The sequence below is a fragment of the Roseivivax halotolerans genome (assembly GCF_900115815.1).
GTDB lineage: Bacteria > Pseudomonadota > Alphaproteobacteria > Rhodobacterales > Rhodobacteraceae > Roseivivax > Roseivivax halotolerans.
Genome location: NZ_FOXV01000003.1, coordinates 259,100 through 277,621, shown reverse-complemented (window position 1 = coordinate 277,621; position 18,522 = coordinate 259,100). Strand labels below are relative to the sequence as shown.

23 protein-coding genes are annotated in these 18,522 nt (G+C 65.1%); 5 read left to right on the top strand and 18 right to left on the bottom strand.

Annotated features, from left to right (window positions below):
• Nucleotides 1-23 precede the first annotated feature (23 nt).
• Complete coding sequence (locus BM171_RS06340; RefSeq protein ID WP_093009984.1) at nucleotides 24-866, top strand: 3-oxoadipate:acetyl-CoA acetyltransferase; 843 nt, start codon at nucleotides 24-26, stop codon at nucleotides 864-866.
• 5 nt (nucleotides 867-871) lie between these two features.
• Here the strand turns inward: BM171_RS06340 and BM171_RS06335 are convergent, their stop codons facing one another.
• From BM171_RS06335 to BM171_RS06320, 4 genes are all read right to left on the bottom strand, one after another.
• Entirely contained in the window at nucleotides 872-1,510 is a 639-nt protein-coding gene (locus BM171_RS06335) for a nucleoside/nucleotide kinase family protein (RefSeq protein ID WP_093009983.1), read from the bottom strand.
• A 196-nt stretch (nucleotides 1,511-1,706) separates the two neighbouring features.
• Entirely contained in the window at nucleotides 1,707-2,471 is a 765-nt protein-coding gene (locus BM171_RS06330) for an SdiA-regulated/phytase-like domain-containing protein (RefSeq protein ID WP_093009982.1), read from the bottom strand.
• 105 nt (nucleotides 2,472-2,576) lie between these two features.
• Entirely contained in the window at nucleotides 2,577-3,563 is a 987-nt protein-coding gene (locus BM171_RS06325; protein ID WP_093009981.1) for a response regulator, read from the bottom strand.
• A gap of 103 nt (nucleotides 3,564-3,666) precedes the next feature.
• Entirely contained in the window at nucleotides 3,667-4,164 is a 498-nt protein-coding gene (locus tag BM171_RS06320) for an acyl-homoserine-lactone synthase (protein WP_245760199.1), read from the bottom strand.
• Here BM171_RS06320 and BM171_RS19165 point away from each other — a divergent pair.
• The gene (locus BM171_RS19165; protein WP_245760201.1) at nucleotides 4,096-4,302 is read left to right on the top strand and encodes a hypothetical protein; all 207 of its coding nucleotides are present in this window, start codon (nucleotides 4,096-4,098) and stop codon (nucleotides 4,300-4,302) included. The genes BM171_RS06320 and BM171_RS19165 overlap by 69 nt on opposite strands.
• A 238-nt stretch (nucleotides 4,303-4,540) precedes the next feature.
• Nucleotides 4,541-5,953 (top strand): sensor histidine kinase, encoded by a 1,413-nt coding sequence (locus tag BM171_RS06315; RefSeq protein WP_093009980.1) that lies wholly within the window; start codon nucleotides 4,541-4,543, stop codon nucleotides 5,951-5,953.
• Between the two features lie 2 nt (nucleotides 5,954-5,955).
• Here the strand turns inward: BM171_RS06315 and BM171_RS06310 are convergent, their stop codons facing one another.
• From BM171_RS06310 to BM171_RS06290, 5 genes are read right to left on the bottom strand one after another with little or no spacing between them, the layout of a single operon-like run.
• Nucleotides 5,956-7,140 (bottom strand): alpha-D-ribose 1-methylphosphonate 5-triphosphate diphosphatase, encoded by a 1,185-nt coding sequence (locus tag BM171_RS06310; RefSeq protein ID WP_093009979.1) that lies wholly within the window; start codon nucleotides 7,138-7,140, stop codon nucleotides 5,956-5,958.
• Nucleotides 7,141-7,199: 59 nt separating this feature from the next.
• Nucleotides 7,200-7,742, bottom strand: coding sequence for a phosphonate metabolism protein/1,5-bisphosphokinase (PRPP-forming) PhnN (phnN, locus tag BM171_RS06305; RefSeq protein ID WP_093009978.1), 543 nt, complete (start codon nucleotides 7,740-7,742; stop codon nucleotides 7,200-7,202).
• A complete protein-coding gene (phnL, locus tag BM171_RS06300; protein WP_093009977.1) occupies nucleotides 7,739-8,422 on the bottom strand; it encodes a phosphonate C-P lyase system protein PhnL in 684 nt (227 codons plus the stop codon). Before phnL ends, phnN begins: the two co-directional genes overlap by 4 nt.
• Before the next feature lie 3 nt (nucleotides 8,423-8,425).
• A complete protein-coding gene (phnK, locus tag BM171_RS06295) occupies nucleotides 8,426-9,196 on the bottom strand; it encodes a phosphonate C-P lyase system protein PhnK (RefSeq protein ID WP_093009976.1) in 771 nt (256 codons plus the stop codon).
• A complete protein-coding gene (locus BM171_RS06290) occupies nucleotides 9,193-10,035 on the bottom strand; it encodes an alpha-D-ribose 1-methylphosphonate 5-phosphate C-P-lyase PhnJ (RefSeq protein ID WP_093010119.1) in 843 nt (280 codons plus the stop codon). The genes phnK and BM171_RS06290 overlap by 4 nt, the downstream gene beginning before the upstream one ends.
• 56 nt (nucleotides 10,036-10,091) lie before the next feature.
• Between BM171_RS06290 and BM171_RS06285 the strand changes: the two genes are divergently transcribed.
• On the top strand, nucleotides 10,092-10,271 hold the full coding sequence (locus BM171_RS06285; RefSeq protein WP_093009975.1) for a hypothetical protein: 180 nt from the start codon (nucleotides 10,092-10,094) through the stop codon (nucleotides 10,269-10,271).
• 2 nt (nucleotides 10,272-10,273) lie between these two features.
• On the opposite strand, the gene BM171_RS06280 is transcribed toward BM171_RS06285, so the two are convergent.
• Genes BM171_RS06280 through phnG form a run of 4 tightly spaced genes read right to left on the bottom strand, consistent with a single transcriptional unit; the run spans nucleotide 10,274 to nucleotide 12,979 of the window.
• Nucleotides 10,274-10,873 (bottom strand): HAD family hydrolase, encoded by a 600-nt coding sequence (locus BM171_RS06280; protein ID WP_093009974.1) that lies wholly within the window; start codon nucleotides 10,871-10,873, stop codon nucleotides 10,274-10,276.
• Nucleotides 10,870-11,964, bottom strand: coding sequence for a carbon-phosphorus lyase complex subunit (locus BM171_RS06275; protein WP_093009973.1), 1,095 nt, complete (start codon nucleotides 11,962-11,964; stop codon nucleotides 10,870-10,872). Before BM171_RS06275 ends, BM171_RS06280 begins: the two co-directional genes overlap by 4 nt.
• A complete protein-coding gene (phnH, locus tag BM171_RS06270; protein ID WP_093009972.1) occupies nucleotides 11,964-12,527 on the bottom strand; it encodes a phosphonate C-P lyase system protein PhnH in 564 nt (187 codons plus the stop codon). Before phnH ends, BM171_RS06275 begins: the two co-directional genes overlap by 1 nt.
• Entirely contained in the window at nucleotides 12,527-12,979 is a 453-nt protein-coding gene (gene phnG, locus BM171_RS06265; protein WP_093009971.1) for a phosphonate C-P lyase system protein PhnG, read from the bottom strand. Before phnG ends, phnH begins: the two co-directional genes overlap by 1 nt.
• A 91-nt stretch (nucleotides 12,980-13,070) precedes the next feature.
• Here phnG and phnF point away from each other — a divergent pair, with 91 nt between their 5' ends.
• Nucleotides 13,071-13,805 (top strand): phosphonate metabolism transcriptional regulator PhnF, encoded by a 735-nt coding sequence (phnF, locus tag BM171_RS06260; RefSeq protein ID WP_093009970.1) that lies wholly within the window; start codon nucleotides 13,071-13,073, stop codon nucleotides 13,803-13,805.
• Between the two features lie 9 nt (nucleotides 13,806-13,814).
• On the opposite strand, the gene BM171_RS06255 is transcribed toward phnF, so the two are convergent.
• The 5 genes from BM171_RS06255 to phnC form a co-directional block, all read right to left on the bottom strand.
• Nucleotides 13,815-14,432 (bottom strand): LbetaH domain-containing protein, encoded by a 618-nt coding sequence (locus BM171_RS06255; protein WP_093009969.1) that lies wholly within the window; start codon nucleotides 14,430-14,432, stop codon nucleotides 13,815-13,817.
• Nucleotide 14,433: 1 nt separating this feature from the next.
• Complete coding sequence (gene phnE / locus BM171_RS06250; protein WP_245760197.1) at nucleotides 14,434-15,750, bottom strand: phosphonate ABC transporter, permease protein PhnE; 1,317 nt, start codon at nucleotides 15,748-15,750, stop codon at nucleotides 14,434-14,436.
• Nucleotides 15,747-16,625, bottom strand: coding sequence for a phosphonate ABC transporter, permease protein PhnE (gene phnE, locus BM171_RS06245; RefSeq protein ID WP_093009968.1), 879 nt, complete (start codon nucleotides 16,623-16,625; stop codon nucleotides 15,747-15,749). Before phnE (BM171_RS06245) ends, phnE (BM171_RS06250) begins: the two co-directional genes overlap by 4 nt.
• A gap of 76 nt (nucleotides 16,626-16,701) precedes the next feature.
• Entirely contained in the window at nucleotides 16,702-17,610 is a 909-nt protein-coding gene (phnD, locus tag BM171_RS06240; protein ID WP_093010117.1) for a phosphonate ABC transporter substrate-binding protein, read from the bottom strand.
• A 53-nt stretch (nucleotides 17,611-17,663) separates the two neighbouring features.
• Nucleotides 17,664-18,485, bottom strand: a complete 822-nt coding sequence (gene phnC / locus BM171_RS06235; protein ID WP_093009967.1) for a phosphonate ABC transporter ATP-binding protein — start codon at nucleotides 18,483-18,485, stop codon at nucleotides 17,664-17,666.
• Nucleotides 18,486-18,522 lie beyond the last annotated feature (37 nt).

Here is an 18,522-nt window from a genome sequence, read left to right as displayed (position 1 = left end):
GATTGCCGGGGAGGAGATGAAATATGGCCGATGTCGCGGGGAAGCCCTGTATTCTGTGCGTTGCGATTACCGGATCGTTGCCGACCAAGGCGAACAATCCGGCGGTGCCGATCACGGTGGCCGAACAGGTCGAGTCGACGCATGAAGCCTTCGAGGCGGGGGCCGCCATCGCCCATTGCCACGTGCGCAACGACGACGAGACGCCATCCTCCGACCCTGAGAAATTCGCGCTTCTTAAGGAAGGCATCGAGGCGCATTGCCCCGGCATGATCGTGCAGTTCTCGACTGGCGGACGGTCGGGCGCCGGGCAGGCGCGGGGCGGGATGCTGCCATTGCGGCCGGACATGGCGTCGCTCTCGGTCGGCTCGAACAACTTCCCGACGCGTGTCTACGAGAATCCGCCCGATCTCGTCGATTGGCTCGCCTCAGAGATGCGGACCTACGAAGTCACGCCCGAGGTCGAAGCCTTCGATCTCAGCCATATCATCCAGGCGATCCGCCGCCATGAGGCTGGGCATCTTTACGGCAAGCTTTACGTGCAGTTCGTGATGGGCGTGAAGAACGCCATGCCCGCTGACCGCGCCGTGTTCGACTTCTACGTCGAGACGATGCGCTCCCGCGCGCCCGAGGCAAACTGGTGCGCCGCCGGGATCGGCGCCAGCCAGCTCGTCGTCAACGAATGGGCAATCGCGGCGGGGGGACATACGCGGGCGGGGCTCGAGGACAACGTGCGTCTCGATCGCGACAGGCTCGCACCATCCAACGCGGCGCTCATCGCCCGCGCGGCGGAGCTCTGTGCGAAATACGAGCGCCCTGTCGCCAGCCCGGTCGAGGCGCGCGAGATCCTCGGCTTGCGAGCAGCCTAGCCCGGTCAGCCGCCAAGCGTCAGGCTTGTTTCGGCTCTTTTCTGAAGAACACGCAGCCCGTTCGGCAGATCGTTCTCTTCGGCGCGGGCCAGCGCGGCCGCCTCGCTCAGTCCGTGGTCGCGCCAGCGCTCGACGAGGCGGGTGCGAAGGACGTCATCGGGCACGTCGAGAAAAACGCTGAACTGCCACAGTTCGGCGAGCGCGCACCAAGGATCTTCCGTGAAGCAGAGGTAATTGCCTTCAACGACCGCGATGCGCGTCTCGGGGCCGATGGCGATCCGGCCTGCAACGGCGATATCGCGGGCGCGGTCGAAGGCCGGCAGGATCACCTCCTGCTCGCTCGCAAGCCGCTGCATCGCGTGAACGAAACCCTGCGCGTCGAAGGTCTCGGGCGCGCCTTTCCGGTGAAGAAGCCCGCGCGGCTCGATCACTGAATTGTCTAGATGAAAGCCGTCCATCGGCACGTGCCGCGCCTCATGCCCGCCTTCGCACAGCATCTCGGTCAGGCGTTCGGCCAGCGTCGTCTTGCCCGATGCCGGCGGTCCGGCCACGGCCACCAGAAGGCGCGGCGTTCGCGCGGGCAGGGCAGCGACCCGATCGGCCAGTTTCCGGGCAGTTTCGTCGAGGGAAGGAGCGTCCGTCATTTCAGACCTCAAGCGTTTCCGGGCGGAAGCCTTCTCCTAGCCCGGCACGGTCGCCATTCCAAGGCGGCCCGCGACCGGCGGGACAGGAAGAGCTGACTGCAACGACACGGATCAAGCGGGGCATGAACGGGCGCGCGCGCCGCGTGATGTGGAGCCTCGCCGGGCTCCGAAGGCTGCCTTGGCGGAGTTTGCCGTTTCAGAACATCATGCAATCCGCGCCTGGCGGCAGCGGCTCCGATCCGGGCGGCAGGGTCGGGACATAGTCGAAGCTCGCGATCCGTGCGCCCATGTCGAACGCGACGAAAAGCTGGCCCGAACCCGGACGGATCGCGATGCCTTCGGGATCCGTGCCAAACGGCACCAGCGATTGCGTGGCGATCAACGTGCCCTCTGCGTCGAATTCGTAAAGGCTGTTGGTGCCTTCCCAATCGTCCACGATCAACAGATGCCCCGTGCGCGGATCGCGGGCGATGCCTTGCGCCTCCGACAAGGGCGGGTCGAGTTGCATCGTGTCGATCCGGCGCAGCACGTCGCCGTCCGGCGACAGCCATGAGAGATATTCGGGATCATCCTCGACGGTGATGAGGCTGCCATCCTCGTCGATCGCGATTCCTTCGGTATCGGCCCAGCCGCTCGAGATGCGGAATGGCGCTGCGAGGGGCTCGCCATCCTTCGTCAGGCGCTGAAAGAGCCCCAGACCGTCCGCGACGATGAGACCGTCTCCTTCGATCGAGATCGCCTTTATCCTGCTCAGATCCGAACCGATCCGCCGAAGCTCGTCTCCCTGGAGCGTGACCAGAACGGCTTCGGGGCCTTCATTGGCGATCCAGAGGCCGCAGAATGTCGGGTCGTAGTCGAGGCTCGACGGTCGGGCGAGCGCGTAGCTGCCGGTCATCGTCAGCTCCAGCGCTGCGGCCGAACTCGAAAGGCAGGCAATGCTGAGAACGAGGGCGGTCCGCACGCAAGGGCTCCTGTCGGGATGCACCAAAGCGTGGCGACATGAGCGAAAAAGTCAAATCACGCCCGCGTCGGGCCAGCCCGCGTCGGGCCGGCCCCGCGCAGTGGTTCAGTGCGTCCGTTCCGTTTCCAGCTCTTCGGCCGCGGCGACGGTCGCGCGGATCTGCTTGCCGAAGGACCATGTCTCGCGGGCAGCCTCGTCGGCGCAGTAGATCGCGTAGCGGATCCGGGTCATCCGATCCTGGCGGTGGACCGTGTTGGACGGGCCCGCGGTCGCGACCACGATCTCCGGGATGACAGCCTCCGTGGGCACGGTCTCGAGCAGCGCCGCCTGCAAAGAGGAGCCGAGCGCGCTGGCCGAGGTCTGGTGCAGGCCGCGCACGACCGCAACGATCGTGCCTGCGCCCGCGTATGCCATCATGAAGTCGGTGCCTTTCAGACGGGTCGCGACGCTACGGCCCACCCGCATGATCGCCTGAGAGAGCTCGTCCCGCGAGAGCGAACCACGCAGCGCATCGAAATTGGCGATCTTGATCGCGCTGAACTTCAGCAGCGTCTCTTCGGGAATGAAGGTGATGCTGGATTTCATCGTCTCGAACGAGAGCGCGGCGGGCAGCTCGATGAACTCGGCGCATTCGCGATCGGCGCGCGAAACGGGATCGGTCAGCGGGATCGGCCCCTGTGCCGGGATCTGGTCGGCGTCGCGAGCCCGGCGCAGCGCGGCAAGCTCGATGCGGGTGACGACCTCGGTGCCGTCGAAGGGCTTCACGACATAGTCGGAGGCGCCCATGCGGATCGCCTTCTCGAGGTAGCTGCGGTGATCAAGGCGGGTGATCATGATGATCGGAACCGTCTCGTATTCGGGATATTCCCGAACCCTGCGGCACAGCTCGATGCCGTCGATGCCGGGCATGTTGATGTCGAGAAGGATACATTCGAAGGATTCCTCGGTCTCGTCGATGAGATCGAGCGCTTCCTCCGCAGAGGTCGCACGGGTCAGATCGTCAAGCGAAGCTCCCGTCAGCGCAACCTCGAGAAGATCCAGAACGATGGGGTCGTCGTCTACTGCCAGAATTCGCATGGGCACGACTTTCATTTAAAGTTGCGTAAACTGTTTCCAAAGAGCCAGCGTTTTGAGGCCGAATTGTGATATATTCCCGGCCAAATGATGCCGGAGCGGATTCTTGCCTGCCCAAACATCAATGGTGGGTCTTCCCGTTTTTGGCGACCGCTGCGACATGCATCACGGCGGCCTGCGTGTTCTCCCCGTCGATGTTCATCTTGGGTCCGAGCGGCAGTGCTCCGATCCCGAGGCGTGCCACCCAGCGCTGATAAAGGGCCGGCACCAGCCCGATGACATGCGTCGCGCCCGCCTCAACGGCGGTTTCGGCCATGGCGAGCATCAGGCGCGTCTGCACGCCGACCCGTCTTTCAGCCGAGATGTCCTGCGAGACGAAGAGCCGCGTGCCTTCCCAGATATGATCTGCGACCGGTGCTTTTTCGTAGAGGATATAATCCGGAATGTCCGGCAGAAGCCCGCGCTGTGCGTCCCGGATCATGTAGGTGTAACACGCGCAGCGTGCAGTCGTCGGCAAAAGGCGCAATCCGCCGAGCACCTCGCCGAATTCGTGGATGATGACGCAACGGCTCTGTGGCGTATCGTATTGATCGAATTCGAGATCCTTCTCGAAGGGCAGGTCCCATTTCTTCTGTTCGATGAATACGCGCTTTCGAGCGCGGAGAAACTCGAGATAGAGCTCTCCGTGAAGATGTTGGTTATGGACCGAGATAACACTGGTTTTGAGGCGTGGATGCTGCGCGAGCAGGACTCTTGATCCGACATTCCTTAAAAATGCCGGATTTCTGGTTTTTTTCTCTGACGGCAGTTCCGGCTCGAGTTCCGGAAATGCAATGTCGGCTTTGCGCTCTTGAAATGACAATCGGGAGCCTCAGGCGTAGGTGATTGAGTTTTCCACACCACACACGTTTTTTCCCTAATCTGGACACAATTGCAGATAGGTTCAATGGTATTATGAACTATCTGAGGGCGAGTTCTCGGTTTGTATTGCCGAAATGACCACAACCGGAGAGATCCTGGTGAAATTACCGGCACTTCTGGCCCGTGAGGACGAAATCTGGTCCAACCGGAGACGGTTGCGCGACTACGCGCGCGTGGGCCAGCGCCTCTTTGGGCAGCGGCTGATCATCTATGTCACGATGCTCGTTCTGACGTCATCGTACTATAGCTGGCAGCTCGGCGCGATCTTCTTCTGCGTGACGCTGGTCTCCGAGACGATCGACGCCTTCGTGGTCCGCAGTATTCTCACCGTACGGTGCTGGGACGTCCACAAAGTGCGGCGCGCGGTGGCGATGCTGTATATCAGCACTGCTATCAGTGCTATGGCGATCTCTTACTTCGCGATCTCACTGGCAGAACTGCAGGGCCCCGAAAGCGGGCACTTCCTGCCGATGATCGTTCTGTTCTCGGCCGCGATTTTCGCGGCGATCAACAATCACCAGTTTCTGCCGATCCTGGCGCTGCGGCTCATCATCTACGTGCTTGCGATCCTGTTCATTCCGCTGCGCGATATATTGGTAACCGGCGACGGCATCGGTTCGGAGACCTGGCTGCACTTCTTCACGACGATCTACGTGACAATGTTCCTTCTGGAATGCGCGCGCAGCTTCCTGACGAGCTATACAGCGCATCTGAAAAGTCGAAAGGCGCTCGAGGAGGAGCATGAGCGCACAAAGGCGGCATACCGCGCAAAGACGCAATTTCTCGCAACCGTGAGCCACGAATTGCGTACGCCGTTGACATCCATCAAGGGCGCGCTGGACGTGCTGAACTCCGGCGCGCTCGGCCCGGTGCCGGACCGCATGAAAGGTCCACTCGACGTCGCCGGGCGCAACTCCCATCGTCTTGCCACTCTGGTCAGCGATCTTCTTCTTCTGCAGCGCGCGGAATCGGGCAAGATCGAGATCAACCCCGAGGCTGCCGACCTTGGCGCCATGCTGCGCGATATCGTCGACCGCTTCGGTCCCTTCGCCGAAAGCATGAAGGCCGAGATCTATCTCGATCTGCCCTCGGAGCCTCTTTGGTCGCGTATCGACCCGAGCCGCTTCGATCAGGTGATCTCGAACCTTCTGTCGAACGCCGCCAAGTTCTCGAAGGAAGGCGCGGGGCATGTCCGCGTGTCGCTCAAAGCCAGCGGCGACAAGGCGCGGATCGCGATCTCCGACAACGGGGAGGGCATCCCCGAGGAATTCCATGACAAGGTTTTCCAGGAATTCCAGCAGGCCGCTCAGTACGAAACGCGCCGCCACGAGGGCAGCGGCCTCGGCCTCAGTATCGCCAAGCGTATCGTCGACGCGCACGGGGGCCGGATCTGGTTCACCGCCGAGCCGGGACGCGGGACGACCTTCACGATCGAGCTCGATCGAGATCAGGAGCCGTTGGGCCTTGTCGGGGAGCAGGCGGCCTGACGTCAGGCGACCTGACGCCCCCGGCTCCAGACTGACCGGACCACCGGCACTTCGCCCAAAGCATGCACCCGCACGAGATCGGCGAGTTTTCCGGTCTCGAGGGTTCCGCGATCCTTGAGCCCGGTCACCTCGGCCGGCCGCGCGGTGACCGTGGCGATGGCGCGCGGCAGATCCTTCCACGCCTCGGCCAGCTGGAACGCGGCATAGAGCAGCGCCGAGGGCACGTAATCGGACGACAGGATATCCAGAAGGCCCGCCGCCGCGAGGTCATGCGCGGCGACATTGCCGGAATGCGAACCGCCCCGGATCACGTTCGGCGCGCCCATCATGACGGCGATCCCGGCCTCGCGGCAGGCCTCCGCCGCTTCGAGCGTCGTTGGGAACTCGGCGAACCGCACGCCATGCGCGCGCGACGTCTCTACGTGATCGGCGGTCGTGTCGTCGTGGCTCGCCAGGACCGCGCCGATACGGCCGGCCTCCGCCACCGCGCCCGCTTCGTGCCTTGCGCCATAGGTTTCCTGAAGCCGCTTGAGATTGGCGACATGCGCCTCGAACTCCGCATCGTCGAGGCCACGTTTCTTGGCGATGTAGGTTTTCAGCTGCGTGGTGTCGCGGAACTGCCGTTGGCCGGGCGTGTGATCCATGAGGCTCAGGATGCCGACCCTGTCCTCGGGTCCGAAATCGGCAAGCTCCTCGAGCAGCGTCTCTGAACAGATCTCCGCCCGCAGGTGCAGGAAGTGGCTGATCCGCAGGACGTTCTCGGAGCGCAGCGCGAGAAGCTCGTCGGCAAGACGGCGCGCATAGGGATCATAGCGCGCCTTGCCGCCGTGAATGGAACCGACACGCAGCGCATCGAACACCGTGGTGATGCCCGTGGAAGCAAGCTCGCCGTCATGGGCGAGTATCGCGGGAAGGTGCGGCCAGTCGACCGAAGGACGCGGCTCGATATGCCGCTCGAGATTATCCGTGTGCAGCTCGAAAAGCCCCGGAATCACGTAATCGCCGCCGCAATCGACCGCGCCGCGGGGCACGCCTGTGCCTTGGCGGATCTCGGCGATGCGCCCGGCTTCGACGGTCAAGGCGCCGCTCACGACCTCGTCGCGGAGCACAAGCCGGGCATTGGCAAGGCAAAGCGTCTCCGTGGGGGCGGGCGTTTCGGTGCCCGCGACGTGTTTGGGTGAATTCATCAAAGCCTGCACTTTCCGGTCCCGTGACCATTCCATGTTCGAGCGCGCGTTGCCATCGTTCAGACCTTAACCGGGCCAAGCGCGGCAAGAGCCTGCGCGACGCTGTTCTCGAGCGGGCCGTCATTGGCGATCTCGACAGCGTGAAGACCATCCGGCAGCGGCCGGGCCGCCTGTGCGAGCCGCTGGTCTATATCCGCCGCATCCTCACGGCCCCGTGCTGCAAGCCGCTGGGCCAGAACGTCCCGCCGAGCGGTGACGTTGAGAACCAGAAGCGCGGGAAAGACCCGGTCGGCCTCAGCCAGAACTCCGCGCGACAGGTTGACGATCCTCTCGGCACCGCCGTTTACATCCCGCAAAACGTCGCGCGGGATGCCGTAGGCCAGTCCGTGCGCGCGCCAGGCAAGGCAGAACGCGCCTTCGGCCTCTAGGGTCTCGAAATCTGCGTCGCTCACCGCGTCGTAATCCTCTCCGGGAAGTCCCGCGGCGCGTGTTATGGTCCGGCGCACGGGCCTTACGTCGGGCCGAACGGCGACGATCCCGGCGATGAGGCTGTCCTTGCCGACACCCGACGGGCCGACAACCGCGATGAGGCGTCCGCTCATGCCGCGCGCCTCGGGGTGAAGGCGGTGACGTCCACGTTGCGATCGGCGACGCGCTCGCGCGCCTCGCTGTCGTGGAAAATGCCGACGATGGCCGCACCGCGCGCCTTGGCATCCTCGATCAGCCCGAGCACGACCTCGCGGTTCATCGCATCGAGGCTCGCGGTCGGCTCGTCCAGCAGAAGCGCCGGGTAGGGGTGAGCGAAACCTCGGGCGATGTTGACCCGTTGCTGTTCGCCGCCCGAGAAGGTGGTCGGCGAAAGCTGCCACAGCGTTTCGGGAATGTTGAGCTGGCTCAGCAGGTCTGCCGCGCGGCTCCGCGCTTCGTCCACTCCCGTGCCGGTCGCGCGCAAAGGCTCCGCCACAACGTCGAGCGTCGGCACGCGCGGCACGACCCGGAGGAACTGGCTGACATAGCCCAGCGTCTCCCGGCGGAGCGTGATGATCTCGCGCGGATCGGCGCGGGCGACGTCGAGCCCGCCGACCATGATCCGTCCGGTCTCGGCCAGGTAATTGCCGTAGATCATCCGCATCAGCGTCGACTTGCCGGCACCCGACGCGCCGGTGAGCGCGACGCATTCACCGGGTCGCACCGACAGCGCCGCGCCGGTCATCACCTCGATGGACGCGCCGCCCTGGTTGTGCAGCGTGAAGCGTTTGGAGACGTTTTCGATCTCGATCATGGCTCAGACCTGCAGGACGCTGGAGACAAGAAGCTGGGTATAGGCATGCTGGGGGTCGTCGAGCACCTGGTCGGTGAGGCCGGTCTCGACGACGCGCCCCGATTTCATCACCATCAGCCGGTCGGCCAGAAGGCGGACCACGGCAAGGTCGTGGGTCACGATGATGACCGAAAGCCCCATGTCGCGGACAAGCCCTCGAAGAAGGTCGAGAAGCCGCGCCTGGACGCTCACGTCGAGCCCGCCCGTCGGCTCGTCCATGAAGACGAGGCGCGGGCCGGTAACGAGGTTGCGCGCGATCTGAAGGCGCTGCTGCATCCCGCCCGAGAAGGTGGAGGGGCGGTCGTCGATGCGGCCCTCGTCGATCTCGACCCGGCCGAGCCAATCGCTCGCGCTTTCGCGGATCTCGCCGTAATGCCGCGCGCCCACGGCCATCAGCCGCTCGCCGACATTGCCGCCCGCCGAGACGCCCATCCGAAGCCCGTCGCGGGCATGCTGGTGCACGAAGGCCCAATCGGTGCGCGAGAGCATCCGCCGCTCGGGCTCGGACATGGTTATCGTGTCGCGCGGACCGTCAGTGCGGGTGTCGAAGATCACCTCGCCGCGATCCGGGGCCAGGTGTCCGGCAAGGCAACTCAGCAGCGTCGACTTGCCCGATCCGCTCTCGCCAACGATGCCAAGCACCTCGCCGGGCCAGAGATCGAAACTGACCCCGGTGCAGCCGATATGCGCGCCGTAGCGCTTCTCGATGTCGCGGACGGAGAGAAGAGGGCTCATGCCGCGCGCTCCTTCTGGCGGGTTTCGCAGTAATCGGTGTCCGAGCAGACGAACATCCGGCCCCCGGCATCGTCGGTGATCACCTCGTCGAGATAGGTATCGTCCGCCCCGCAAAGCGCGCAGGGATGCTCGGCCTTCGACGCCTCGAACGGGTAATCCTCGAAATCGAGGCTGGCCGCCCGGGTATAGGGCGGCAGCGCATAGATCCGCTGCTCGCGTCCCGCTCCGAAAAGCTGGATCGCCGGGCAATCGGAAAGTTTCGGGTTGTCGAATTTCGGAATCGGCGAGGGGTCCATCACGTAGCGGCCCTCGACCCTGACGGGGTACGCGTAGGCGGTCGCGATATGCCCGTGCCGCGAGATGTCCTCGTAGAGCTTCACATGCATGAGCCCGTATTCTTCAAGCGCGTGCATCTTGCGCGTCTCGCTCTCGCGCGGTTCGAGGAAGCGCAGGGGCTCCGGGATCGGTACCTGGTAGACGAGAATCTGGCCTTCGGCGAGCGCCGCCTCGGGGATGCGGTGGCGCGTCTGGATGAGGCTCGCCTCCTCCGTGCGGGTCGTCGTGGCGACGCCCGCCGTGCGCTCGAAGAACTTGCGGATCGAGACGGCGTTGGTCGTGTCATCCGCCCCCTGGTCGATCACCTTGAAGCGATCCTCGGGGGTCATCACCGCCGCGGAAACCTGCACGCCGCCGGTGCCCCAGCCATAGGGCATCGGCATCTCGCGGCTCGCGAAGGGCACCTGATAGCCGGGGATCGCGAGCCCTTTGAGGATCGCGCGGCGGATCATGCGCTTCGTCTCCTCGTCGAGATAGGCGAAATTATAAGCGGTTTCGGTCATGAAATGGCCCCGTTCGCGAAGCATGGTCTGGGCGAGTTCACAGCGAAGGACGCGTGATGTCCGACGATATGATCCTGGTCCTGGTGGTCGGCTGCGCCGCGCTGTTTTTCGGCGGACGTCTTGTCATAGGTATGACCCTGCCCGAGACGCATTGGCTGAACTGCCTGCTCGACGGCGAGTGGTCTGGCGCGGGCGAGGACGGGGAGTCCTGCGGCGGGGATGGCGGAGGCGACTAGGCTCATAAGAGACCTCTTTCGACGAGCGCCGCCTCGAGAGCACCTGCATCCGTGAAGTGGATGGCATCCATCCCGGCAGCCCGCGCGCCGATGCAATTATGCAATCCGTCATCGATGAACACGCAGCGTTCCGGCGCAACCCCGGCGCGGGAACACAGAAGCTGATAGATCTGGGTGCTGGGCTTGATGATCCCGACCTCTCCCGAGACGACGACCGTGCCGAAGACCTCGTCAAGCTCGGGATGCGCCTTGAGTCCTTCCGGCCAGGTCTCCGCCGACCAATTCGTGATGGCGTGAAGCGGCGTGCCGCGCGCCTTCAGGCCGTAAAGCAAATCCCACGTCCCGGCGATCTTGTCGGGAACCGTGCGGGTGTAGCGCGCGACATAGGCGGCAAGCCGGGCCTCGTCTTCCTTATCGGACAACCCAGCCGCCGCATCTTCAAACCGCGCGCCGGCATCGCAGGCCAGGTTGATCTTCTCGAACCTGATCCGGGTCAGAAAGGCGCGAGCCGCGTCCTCGCACATCTCGCCGGACCAGGCGAGATGCGGCTGCCAGTCAACCAGCACGCCGCCAATATCGAAGACGACCGTATCGACCCTCATTCCGCGGCCTCCTGATGGCCGTCCGCGTCAGCGCTTGCCTCGCGGCGCAGCTTTCGCACCAGTTCCAGCTCTGACTGGAAGTCGACGTAATGGGGCAGCTTGATGTGCTCGAGAAAGCCCGTCGCCTGGATATTGTCCGCATGGTAGAGAACGAACTCGGCATCCTGTGCGGGCGCGCCGACGTCGTCCTCGCCAAGCTCCTCCCAGCGCAGCGCCCGGTCGACGAGCGCCATCGAAATTGCTTTCCGCTCCGTCTGTCCGAAGACCAGCCCGTACCCACGGGTGAATTGCGCGGGCTCGGTTTTCGAGCCGGTGAACTGGTTGACCGTCTCGCATTCGGTCAGCGCGATCTCTCCGATCTCGACGGCGAAGCCCAGCTCGGGCACGTCCATCTCGACCGCGACCGTGCCGATGCGGAGCTCGCCCACGAAAGGGTGGTTGCGCGCATAGCCCCGCTGGGTCGAGTAGGCGAGGCCAAGGATGAACCCCTCATCCGCGCGCGACAGGACCTGCAGCCGCAGCGCCCGGTCCGCGGGCATCGCCAAGGGCTCGCGCGTGACATCGGGTGGCACGTCGTCGGAGGGCCGCGCTTCTTCGATCAGGCCCTCGCGGTTGAGAAAGTCCATCACGCGCGGCATCGCCGCATCGTCCGCCTCGCGTTCGGGTGTGTGCGGGGCCTCGCCTTCAGCGGCGAGCGCGAAATCCAGAAGACGGTGCGTATAGTCGAAGGTCGGCCCCAGAACCTGTCCGCCAGGCAAATCCTTGAACGTCGCCGAGATGCGCCGGTCGCAGGCCATCGCGCCGGTATCGACCGGATGCGACGTGCCGAACCGGGGCAGGGTGGTGCGGTAGGCGCGGATCAGGAAAACCGCTTCGATCAGATCGCCGCGTGCCTGCTTGATCGCGAGCGCGGCAAGATCCGGATCGTAAAGCGAGCCCTCGGCCATCACCCGGTTCACCGCGAGGGCGAGCTGTTCGCGGATCTGCGCGACGCTCAGCTCCGCGACGGACGCATCGCCGCGCCGTTCCTCGGCGAGCCAGGCATGGGCGTTGTCGATGGCGCGCTCGCCACCCTTGACCGCAACATACATCAGCCGACCTCCGTCGAACGTGGCAGGGCGGCGACCTGCGCGCCGCAGGTGAAGATGAAATCCAGCCCCAGCGGGGCCCGCGCATGGTTCTCTGCGAAGGCGCGCGTCTCGGGCAAGGAAAGCTCCGCCGTCTCGCGGATACCCGGCCCGCACAGCGTCGCGCCTTCGGCTGCGAGGCGATCCACCTCCACGATCAGCGTCGCGGAGCGATCAGGGTATTCCGGCGTGCCGACGGGATAGCTCGAAAGCGGCAGCAGCGCGGGCCATGTCCCGACCGCGAAGGCGCAGGTCTCGGCGCCCGTCACCGGCGCGCCGGTATGGAAGGCAAGCCAGCGGCGCACGGGCTCGCAATCGGCCTCTCCCGCCAGGTGAACCGGCGTCGTGCCGTCCGCCAGCGTCAGCAGCGCCGCGCCAGCCGCGACCGACAGTGGCGCCGGCGGGGCCGCGCCGACAAGATCGTGGATCTTGCCGGGCCGCGCCATCGCCTCCATGATCGCGCGGAAGGCGTGCGCGGCATCGGGCGCGGGATCGGCAAACCCGCCTTCGAGAGCGTCGGCGCGCATCAATCTTCCCCCCGGACCATCGTGAAGAAATCGACCTTGGTGGCCGCGGCCTTGCGGGCGCGGCTGGCGCGCGCGGCATCGGCCTCCGTCCGCAAGGGCTCGATCACCGCGCGGCGGATTCGTGCCGCGTCCTCGGTCTGCATGAGCGCGTCGCAAAGCGCCGCCACTTCCGCGTCGGCCTTGCGGCGGCCTTGGATATAAGCATGGCCGACCGTGCCGTCCGCGAGCTTCAGCGCGCAGCGCGTGAGTGTCGTCTCGCCGAGGTTGAACGGCGCGCCGGTGCCGCCCGCGCGGCCGCGGACCATGACGGTGCCGATCTCGGGCGCGCGCAGCCAGGTGAAACCGGGACGGGCCATCGCAGCGTCGAGGCACGCTGCGGCGCGGCCCTCGGGCGCGCGGGCGAGTATGCCCATCCAGCTCCGTCTGTCTTCGGTGCCGCCGTGATCTTTCATCTCGACAAATCCGTCAATTACTATACAACTAGACAAATATTGACATATTGCCGCCACGGCGGCCAGTGGAGTTTTGTGAATTTTGAGTGACATGGCCCGCGCCTCCTCCCGCCGCACGCCGCTTTGGCAGGCGATCGCCTCCGCGCTCCGGGACGACATCTCCGAAGGGCGATACGCGCCGGGCGACAAGCTGCCGACCGAGGCGCAGCTCAGCGAGCGGTTCGGCGTCAATCGCCACACGGTTCGGCACGCGCTGGCACGGCTCGGCGAGGACGGACTCGTCCATACAAGGCGCGGGGCAGGGGCGTTCGTTTCGGCGCGGCCCACCGATTACCCGATCGGGCGGCGCGTGCGTTTCCACGAGAACCTGCACGCCGCGGGGCGCCGGCCGGAAAAGCGCATTCTGAGCATCGAGACCCGGGCTGCGACACCCGGTGAGGCGCATGCGCTCGCCATCGAGGAAGGCGCGGGCGTCGTTGCTTATCATGGGCTCTCGCTCGCAGACGGGCAGGCCATCGCGATATTCGAGAGCGTCTTTCCCGAAGCGCGCTTGCCCGGCATCGCCGCAGCATTGTCAGAGGAAACCGGGGTCAGCGCGGCGCTCGCGCGGTGCGGCGTGCCCGACTTCATCCGCGCTTCGACCCGGATGACGGCCGTCGCGGCGGATGCGACGCGCGCGCTGCATCTGCGTCTGCGCGAGGGTGATCCGCTGTTACGGACGACCGGGGTGAACGTGGACGGCGCAGGCGTGCCCGTCGAATACGGCCGGACCTGGTTCGCGGGGGACCGGGTCACGCTGACGCTCGGGGAAGACTCAGCCGGCTGACATGAGCGCTCAGCCGCCATACGCGTCGAGGAAGGCCTCGGCAGAGAGTGACCGGAAATCCTGGAGCGCCCCGCGCAAAGCCTCGTGCGGCCAATCCCACCAAGCGAGCGCGATCAGGCGTTCGGCGATCCGCTCCGGCTGGCGCTGGCGCAACACGCGCGCCGGGTTGCCCGCCACGATCGTGTAGGGGGCCACATCCCTGGTCACGATGGCCCCGGCCGCGACCACTGCTCCATGCCCGAGCGTCACCTCGGGTTTCACCATCGCGCCCGCGCCGATCCAGGTGTCGTGCCCGATAGAGGCGCGGCGCGACTGACGATGCGCGAAAAAGTCGGCATCTGCCTCCGCATCGTCCCAGTAATCGTCAGATCGGTAGAGGAAATGATGGCAGGCCGCCGTGTCCAGCGGATGATCCGTCGCGCCGATCCGTGCGAAGGCGGCGATATTCGCGAACTTGCCGATCTCGGCATTGGCGATATCCGCGAAGCGATCGCAATAGGAATAATCGCCCATGACCACATGCGACAGCCGCGAGCCCGCGCCGATCTCGGTATAGGCACCGAACTGGGCCTCGCTGATCTGGCAACCGTCATGGATGATCGGCCCGTCCGCCTTGAGGCGCGTCATCTCAGTGCGACCGTTTGATCAGCCGCGCGCGCAGCTTGCCCGAGACCCAGTCCATCAGCATCACCATCAGCACGATGAGGATGATGTAATAGGCGACCTCTTCCCAATCCTTCTGCGTCTGGATCGCCTGCGTGAGCATCAGACCGATCCCGCCGCCGGTGATCGCGCCGATGATCGTGGCCGAGCGCGTGTTCGACTCGAGGAAGTAGAGGATCTGGCTCAGGAGCACCGGCACGACCTGGGGGATCACGCCGAAGCGGTAGCGTTGAAGGGGTTTCGCGCCAGTCGATTGCACGCCCTCGATCTGTTTTTCCTCCACGTTCTCAAGCGCTTCGGAGAAGATCTTGCCGAACGTGCCGGTATCGGTGACGAGGATGGCAAGCGCGCCGGTCATCGGGCCGGGCCCGAAGGCGCGGGCGAGGACCACGGTCCAGATCAGCGCGTCGACGCCGCGCACGAAGTCGAAGATGCGCCTTATGCCGAAGCGTGCCGCCTGAACGGGCGCGAACCGCTTCGCGCCGAGGAAGGCCAGCGGCAGCGCGATAATGGCCGCGCCGAACGTGCCGAGGAAGGCCATCAGGATCGTCTCGCCGATGGCCCAGACCACGTCCTTGTGCCGCCACATGGCGTTGTTCCAGAAATCCTGCACGGCACCGACGATGTTGGCGCGCTCTGGGTCGATGCGGTCGCCGAAGAGGATGCGGGTCGCAGGCTGACCATGATAGGGGCTCTCGAAGGTGAAGAAGAAGAGCTCCCAGCCGGGGAAGTAGTTGAAGACCTCGGTCTTCGAGCCGGTGATGGTGATCCGGCCCTCGGGCGTCGTGATCCCGACGCGGCGATCCGAGACGCTGATCCACTCGGGCACGGCCTCGGGCAGATTGGTTAGAACGGTGCGGCCTTCGGTGCGGGCCTCGACGAGGCCGAAGCCGGGAATCTCGATTTCCGTCGCGGTGCCGTCCAGAAAGCGCACGACGTGATCGCCGCCGAGATCGACGGTGACGATGTCCTCGCCCGAGACCCAGGCCGGGCGCTGGCCGTCGGGGTAGTTGCCCTTCCGCTCGCCCTCGACCGAATATTCCATCTCGCCCGAGGAATTGTCACGGGTCACGTGCACCTTGTGCGACCAGCTGTCCGAGGCAAGCGTCACGGCATTGTCCCAATCGGCGCGCTGGGCAAGGCCGGGGATGTCGAAGGCGAAGAAGATATAGACGAAATAGGCTAGGATTACCGAAGGGACCGCGAAGGCGGTCAGCCGCTTGCGCCGGAAAAGCGCCGAGATGTCGGTCTTGGCGGTATCGAGTGTCATCGCGTCGCTCATGTCCGGTCTCCCTCGGTCAGACGGTTGCGGTAGCGGCTCGAAAGTTGGTCAAAGAAGACGATCGTGCCGAAGAGCAGCAGGAAAATGGCGGCGGCCTCGTCGAAGCGGCCCGGCCCCCATGCCATCGAGTTGCGCAGCTCATAGCCAAGCCCGCCTGCACCGACGAAACCGAGGATCGCGGAGGCGCGGATATTGATCTCGAAGCGCAGAAGCCCATAGCTGAGATAATTGGGGGCGACCTGGGGGATCACGCCCAGCCACATTCGCTGGCCCCATGTCGCGCCTGTGGAGGCAAGGCCCTCGACCGGCTTGAGATCGGCGTTCTCGGCCACTTCGGAAAAGAGCTTGCCGAGCGCACCGGCGGTGTGGATCGCGATGGCGATCATCGCCGGGACGGGCCCGCCGCCCAGGACGAAGATCAGGACCAGCGCGATCACGATCTCGGGGACGGCACGCATGATGTCCATGATCCGGCGGAAGAGTCCGATGAGACGCGGCCATCGTGCCAGCCCCCGTGTCGAGAGAAGCGACAGCACAAGGCCCGCCGCTGCCCCGATCAGGGTGGAGACCGCCGCGATGTTGATCGTCTCGATGAGCGCGGGGAAGTATTTCACGAGAAGGCCGGGCAGGTCCGCCCGCTTCTCCCAGGCTTCCGAGAGAACCTCGGCGGGGTAGTCGCCGACCTGCGAGAGCCCTTCCCAGAAGCCGCCCGCGTTCCGGTCGTCGGCGATCATGAAGCCCGACACCATGAGAAGGACGAAGATCAATAGCGTCAATCCACCGTAAAGGCGGCGGCGCTGAACTTCGGCCATGTAGCTCGACTGGATCGTTGCCACGTGTGAAGGATCAGCCCGGCTCAGGGTCGTGTCGCTCATCTTTGCCTCGGGATGCCTGCGAAAAGGGTGGTCCGGGCCAAAGGGCCCGGACCGTTCGGGTCGAAAACCCGGTGTCTTAGTTGCCGATCACGGCTTTGCGGGCGTCGATGACCGACTGGTAGGTGTCGTGATCGACCGGCTGAAAGCCGAGCGTCTCGCCAGCGGCGACGTTGTAGGCGCAGGTTTCATCGCGCTCATGCAGACCGTCGACCAGCTCGGTCATGGTGGCCTTCACGTCCTCGGGCAGGGCCTTGCGGAGAACGATCGGACCTTCGGGAATGACCTTGGACTGCCAGATCTGCACGAGCTCGTTCATGTCGACGAGCCCCGCATCGACGGCCTTGCGCAGTGCGCCCGAATTGTAGCCGTCTTCCCAGTTGCCTTGGGCGTCGGCCCAAGTCACGCCGCCGTCGATGTCGCCGTTGGCGACCGCAACGATGGTCTGCTCGTGGCCGCCGGTGAAGACGACGTCGCCGAAGTACGCGCCGGGCTCCATCGTGATCTCCTCACCCGCCTGCGGGATTTCGATCGAGGGGATGAGGTAGCCCGATGTCGAGTTCGGATCGCCGAAGCCGAAGACCTTGCCTTCCATCTCCTCGAGCGAGGTGATGCCGCTATCGACGCGCGCGAAGCCGATGGAGTGGTAGCCGATCGTGCCGTCGAGGTTCACTTTCACCAGAACCGGATCGACCGCCTCGGGGTCCTGCAGATAGGTCGCGGCATAGGCGGATGCGCCGAGCCAGGCCATGTCGATGGTGCCGCCGAGGAGGCCCTGGATCACGCCGTTGTAGTCGGCGGGGGCGAAGAGCTTGGTCTCAACACCGAGCGCTTCGGTGGTGTATTCCTGAAGGCAAGCATAGGAGTTCAGGCGGTCCTGAGCGTTCTCGCCGCCGAGGATGCCGATGCGGAACTCTTCGATCTCCTGGGCCTGCGCGGTGCCGACCAGGGCGGTGGTTGCGAGTGCAAGTGCGATGGTGGTCTTCATCATCATTCTCTCCATTGAGGATAGGCCCGCTGGCAGGCGGGCAGGGTACTGGCTCAGACGAAGGCTTTGGCCGTGGCCGCAGCATCCGGTTGTCTGTCCAGGGTTTCGAGATCGGTGGAGGTGGCGCTTTCGGAGAAATCCGCCCCCGCACCGTAGATGTCGCGTGCGACACCGACCGTGAGCTGGTCGGGCCTTCCGTCGAAGACGACGCGGCCGTGACGCATCCCGATCACGCGGTCGCAATAGCGCCGCGCGGTGTCGAGCGTGTGCAGGTTGGCGATCACCATGCGCCCGTCTTCTTCGTGAATGCGGCGCAGGCTATCCATGACGATCTGCGCGTTCATCGGATCGAGCGAGGCGATGGGCTCGTCGGCAAGGATCATCGCGGGATCCTGCATTAGCGCGCGGGCGATCGCGACACGCTGCTGTTGTCCGCCAGACAGCGCCTCGGCGCGCTTCGGCGCCTGCTCGGCAATCCCGAGACGGTCGAGAATCTCGATCGCGCGGTGAATGTCGGCCTCGGGATAGACGTTGAACATCGTGGCCAGCGTCGAGCGGCGATTGAGCGTGCCGTGCAGCACGTTCGAGACGACGTCCATCCGGGGCACGAGATTGAACTGCTGGAAGATCATCGCGCAGCGCGATTGCCATCCGCGCCGTGCCTTGCCCTTGAGCGCCGTCACGTCGGTGCCTTCGAAGATGATGCGGCCCTCGGTGGCGTCCGTCAGCCGGTTCACCATTCGCAGGAATGTCGATTTACCCGCGCCCGATGCACCGATGATGCCGATCATCGCCGGCTTGTCGAATGTAAGGCTCACCGCATCCACGGCGGTGTTCGGGCCGAACCTTTTGGTCAGCGCGTCGATTTCCAGCATGCCTGTCCCCCTAAGCTGGGAGCGAGCTACAGGCGCG

What these genes read in the sequence shown, in the direction of transcription:
- BM171_RS06275 (WP_093009973.1), bottom strand. Translation starts at nt 11,964, where the DNA reads ATGTATGTTGCGGTCAAGGGTGGCGAGCGCGCCATCGACAACGCCCAT.
- BM171_RS06310 (WP_093009979.1), bottom strand. Translation starts at nt 7,140, where the DNA reads ATGAATTCACCCAAACACGTCGCGGGCACCGAAACGCCCGCCCCCACG.
- BM171_RS06280 (WP_093009974.1), bottom strand. Translation starts at nt 10,873, where the DNA reads ATGAGGGTCGATACGGTCGTCTTCGATATTGGCGGCGTGCTGGTTGAC.
- phnL (WP_093009977.1), bottom strand. Translation starts at nt 8,422, where the DNA reads ATGATCGAGATCGAAAACGTCTCCAAACGCTTCACGCTGCACAACCAG.
- phnE (WP_245760197.1), bottom strand. Translation starts at nt 15,750, where the DNA reads ATGAGCGACGCGATGACACTCGATACCGCCAAGACCGACATCTCGGCG.
- phnE (WP_093009968.1), bottom strand. Translation starts at nt 16,625, where the DNA reads ATGAGCGACACGACCCTGAGCCGGGCTGATCCTTCACACGTGGCAACG.
- phnC (WP_093009967.1), bottom strand. Translation starts at nt 18,485, where the DNA reads ATGCTGGAAATCGACGCGCTGACCAAAAGGTTCGGCCCGAACACCGCC.
- phnF (WP_093009970.1), top strand. Translation starts at nt 13,071, where the DNA reads ATGGCCCGCGCCTCCTCCCGCCGCACGCCGCTTTGGCAGGCGATCGCC.
- BM171_RS06340 (WP_093009984.1), top strand. Translation starts at nt 24, where the DNA reads ATGGCCGATGTCGCGGGGAAGCCCTGTATTCTGTGCGTTGCGATTACC.
- BM171_RS06315 (WP_093009980.1), top strand. Translation starts at nt 4,541, where the DNA reads ATGACCACAACCGGAGAGATCCTGGTGAAATTACCGGCACTTCTGGCC.
- phnG (WP_093009971.1), bottom strand. Translation starts at nt 12,979, where the DNA reads ATGAAAGATCACGGCGGCACCGAAGACAGACGGAGCTGGATGGGCATA.
- BM171_RS06255 (WP_093009969.1), bottom strand. Translation starts at nt 14,432, where the DNA reads ATGACGCGCCTCAAGGCGGACGGGCCGATCATCCATGACGGTTGCCAG.
- BM171_RS06325 (WP_093009981.1), bottom strand. Translation starts at nt 3,563, where the DNA reads ATGAAAGTCGTGCCCATGCGAATTCTGGCAGTAGACGACGACCCCATC.
- phnD (WP_093010117.1), bottom strand. Translation starts at nt 17,610, where the DNA reads ATGAAGACCACCATCGCACTTGCACTCGCAACCACCGCCCTGGTCGGC.
- phnK (WP_093009976.1), bottom strand. Translation starts at nt 9,196, where the DNA reads ATGAGCCCTCTTCTCTCCGTCCGCGACATCGAGAAGCGCTACGGCGCG.
- BM171_RS06335 (WP_093009983.1), bottom strand. Translation starts at nt 1,510, where the DNA reads ATGACGGACGCTCCTTCCCTCGACGAAACTGCCCGGAAACTGGCCGAT.
- phnN (WP_093009978.1), bottom strand. Translation starts at nt 7,742, where the DNA reads ATGAGCGGACGCCTCATCGCGGTTGTCGGCCCGTCGGGTGTCGGCAAG.
- BM171_RS06285 (WP_093009975.1), top strand. Translation starts at nt 10,092, where the DNA reads ATGTCCGACGATATGATCCTGGTCCTGGTGGTCGGCTGCGCCGCGCTG.
- BM171_RS06290 (WP_093010119.1), bottom strand. Translation starts at nt 10,035, where the DNA reads ATGACCGAAACCGCTTATAATTTCGCCTATCTCGACGAGGAGACGAAG.
- phnH (WP_093009972.1), bottom strand. Translation starts at nt 12,527, where the DNA reads ATGCGCGCCGACGCTCTCGAAGGCGGGTTTGCCGATCCCGCGCCCGAT.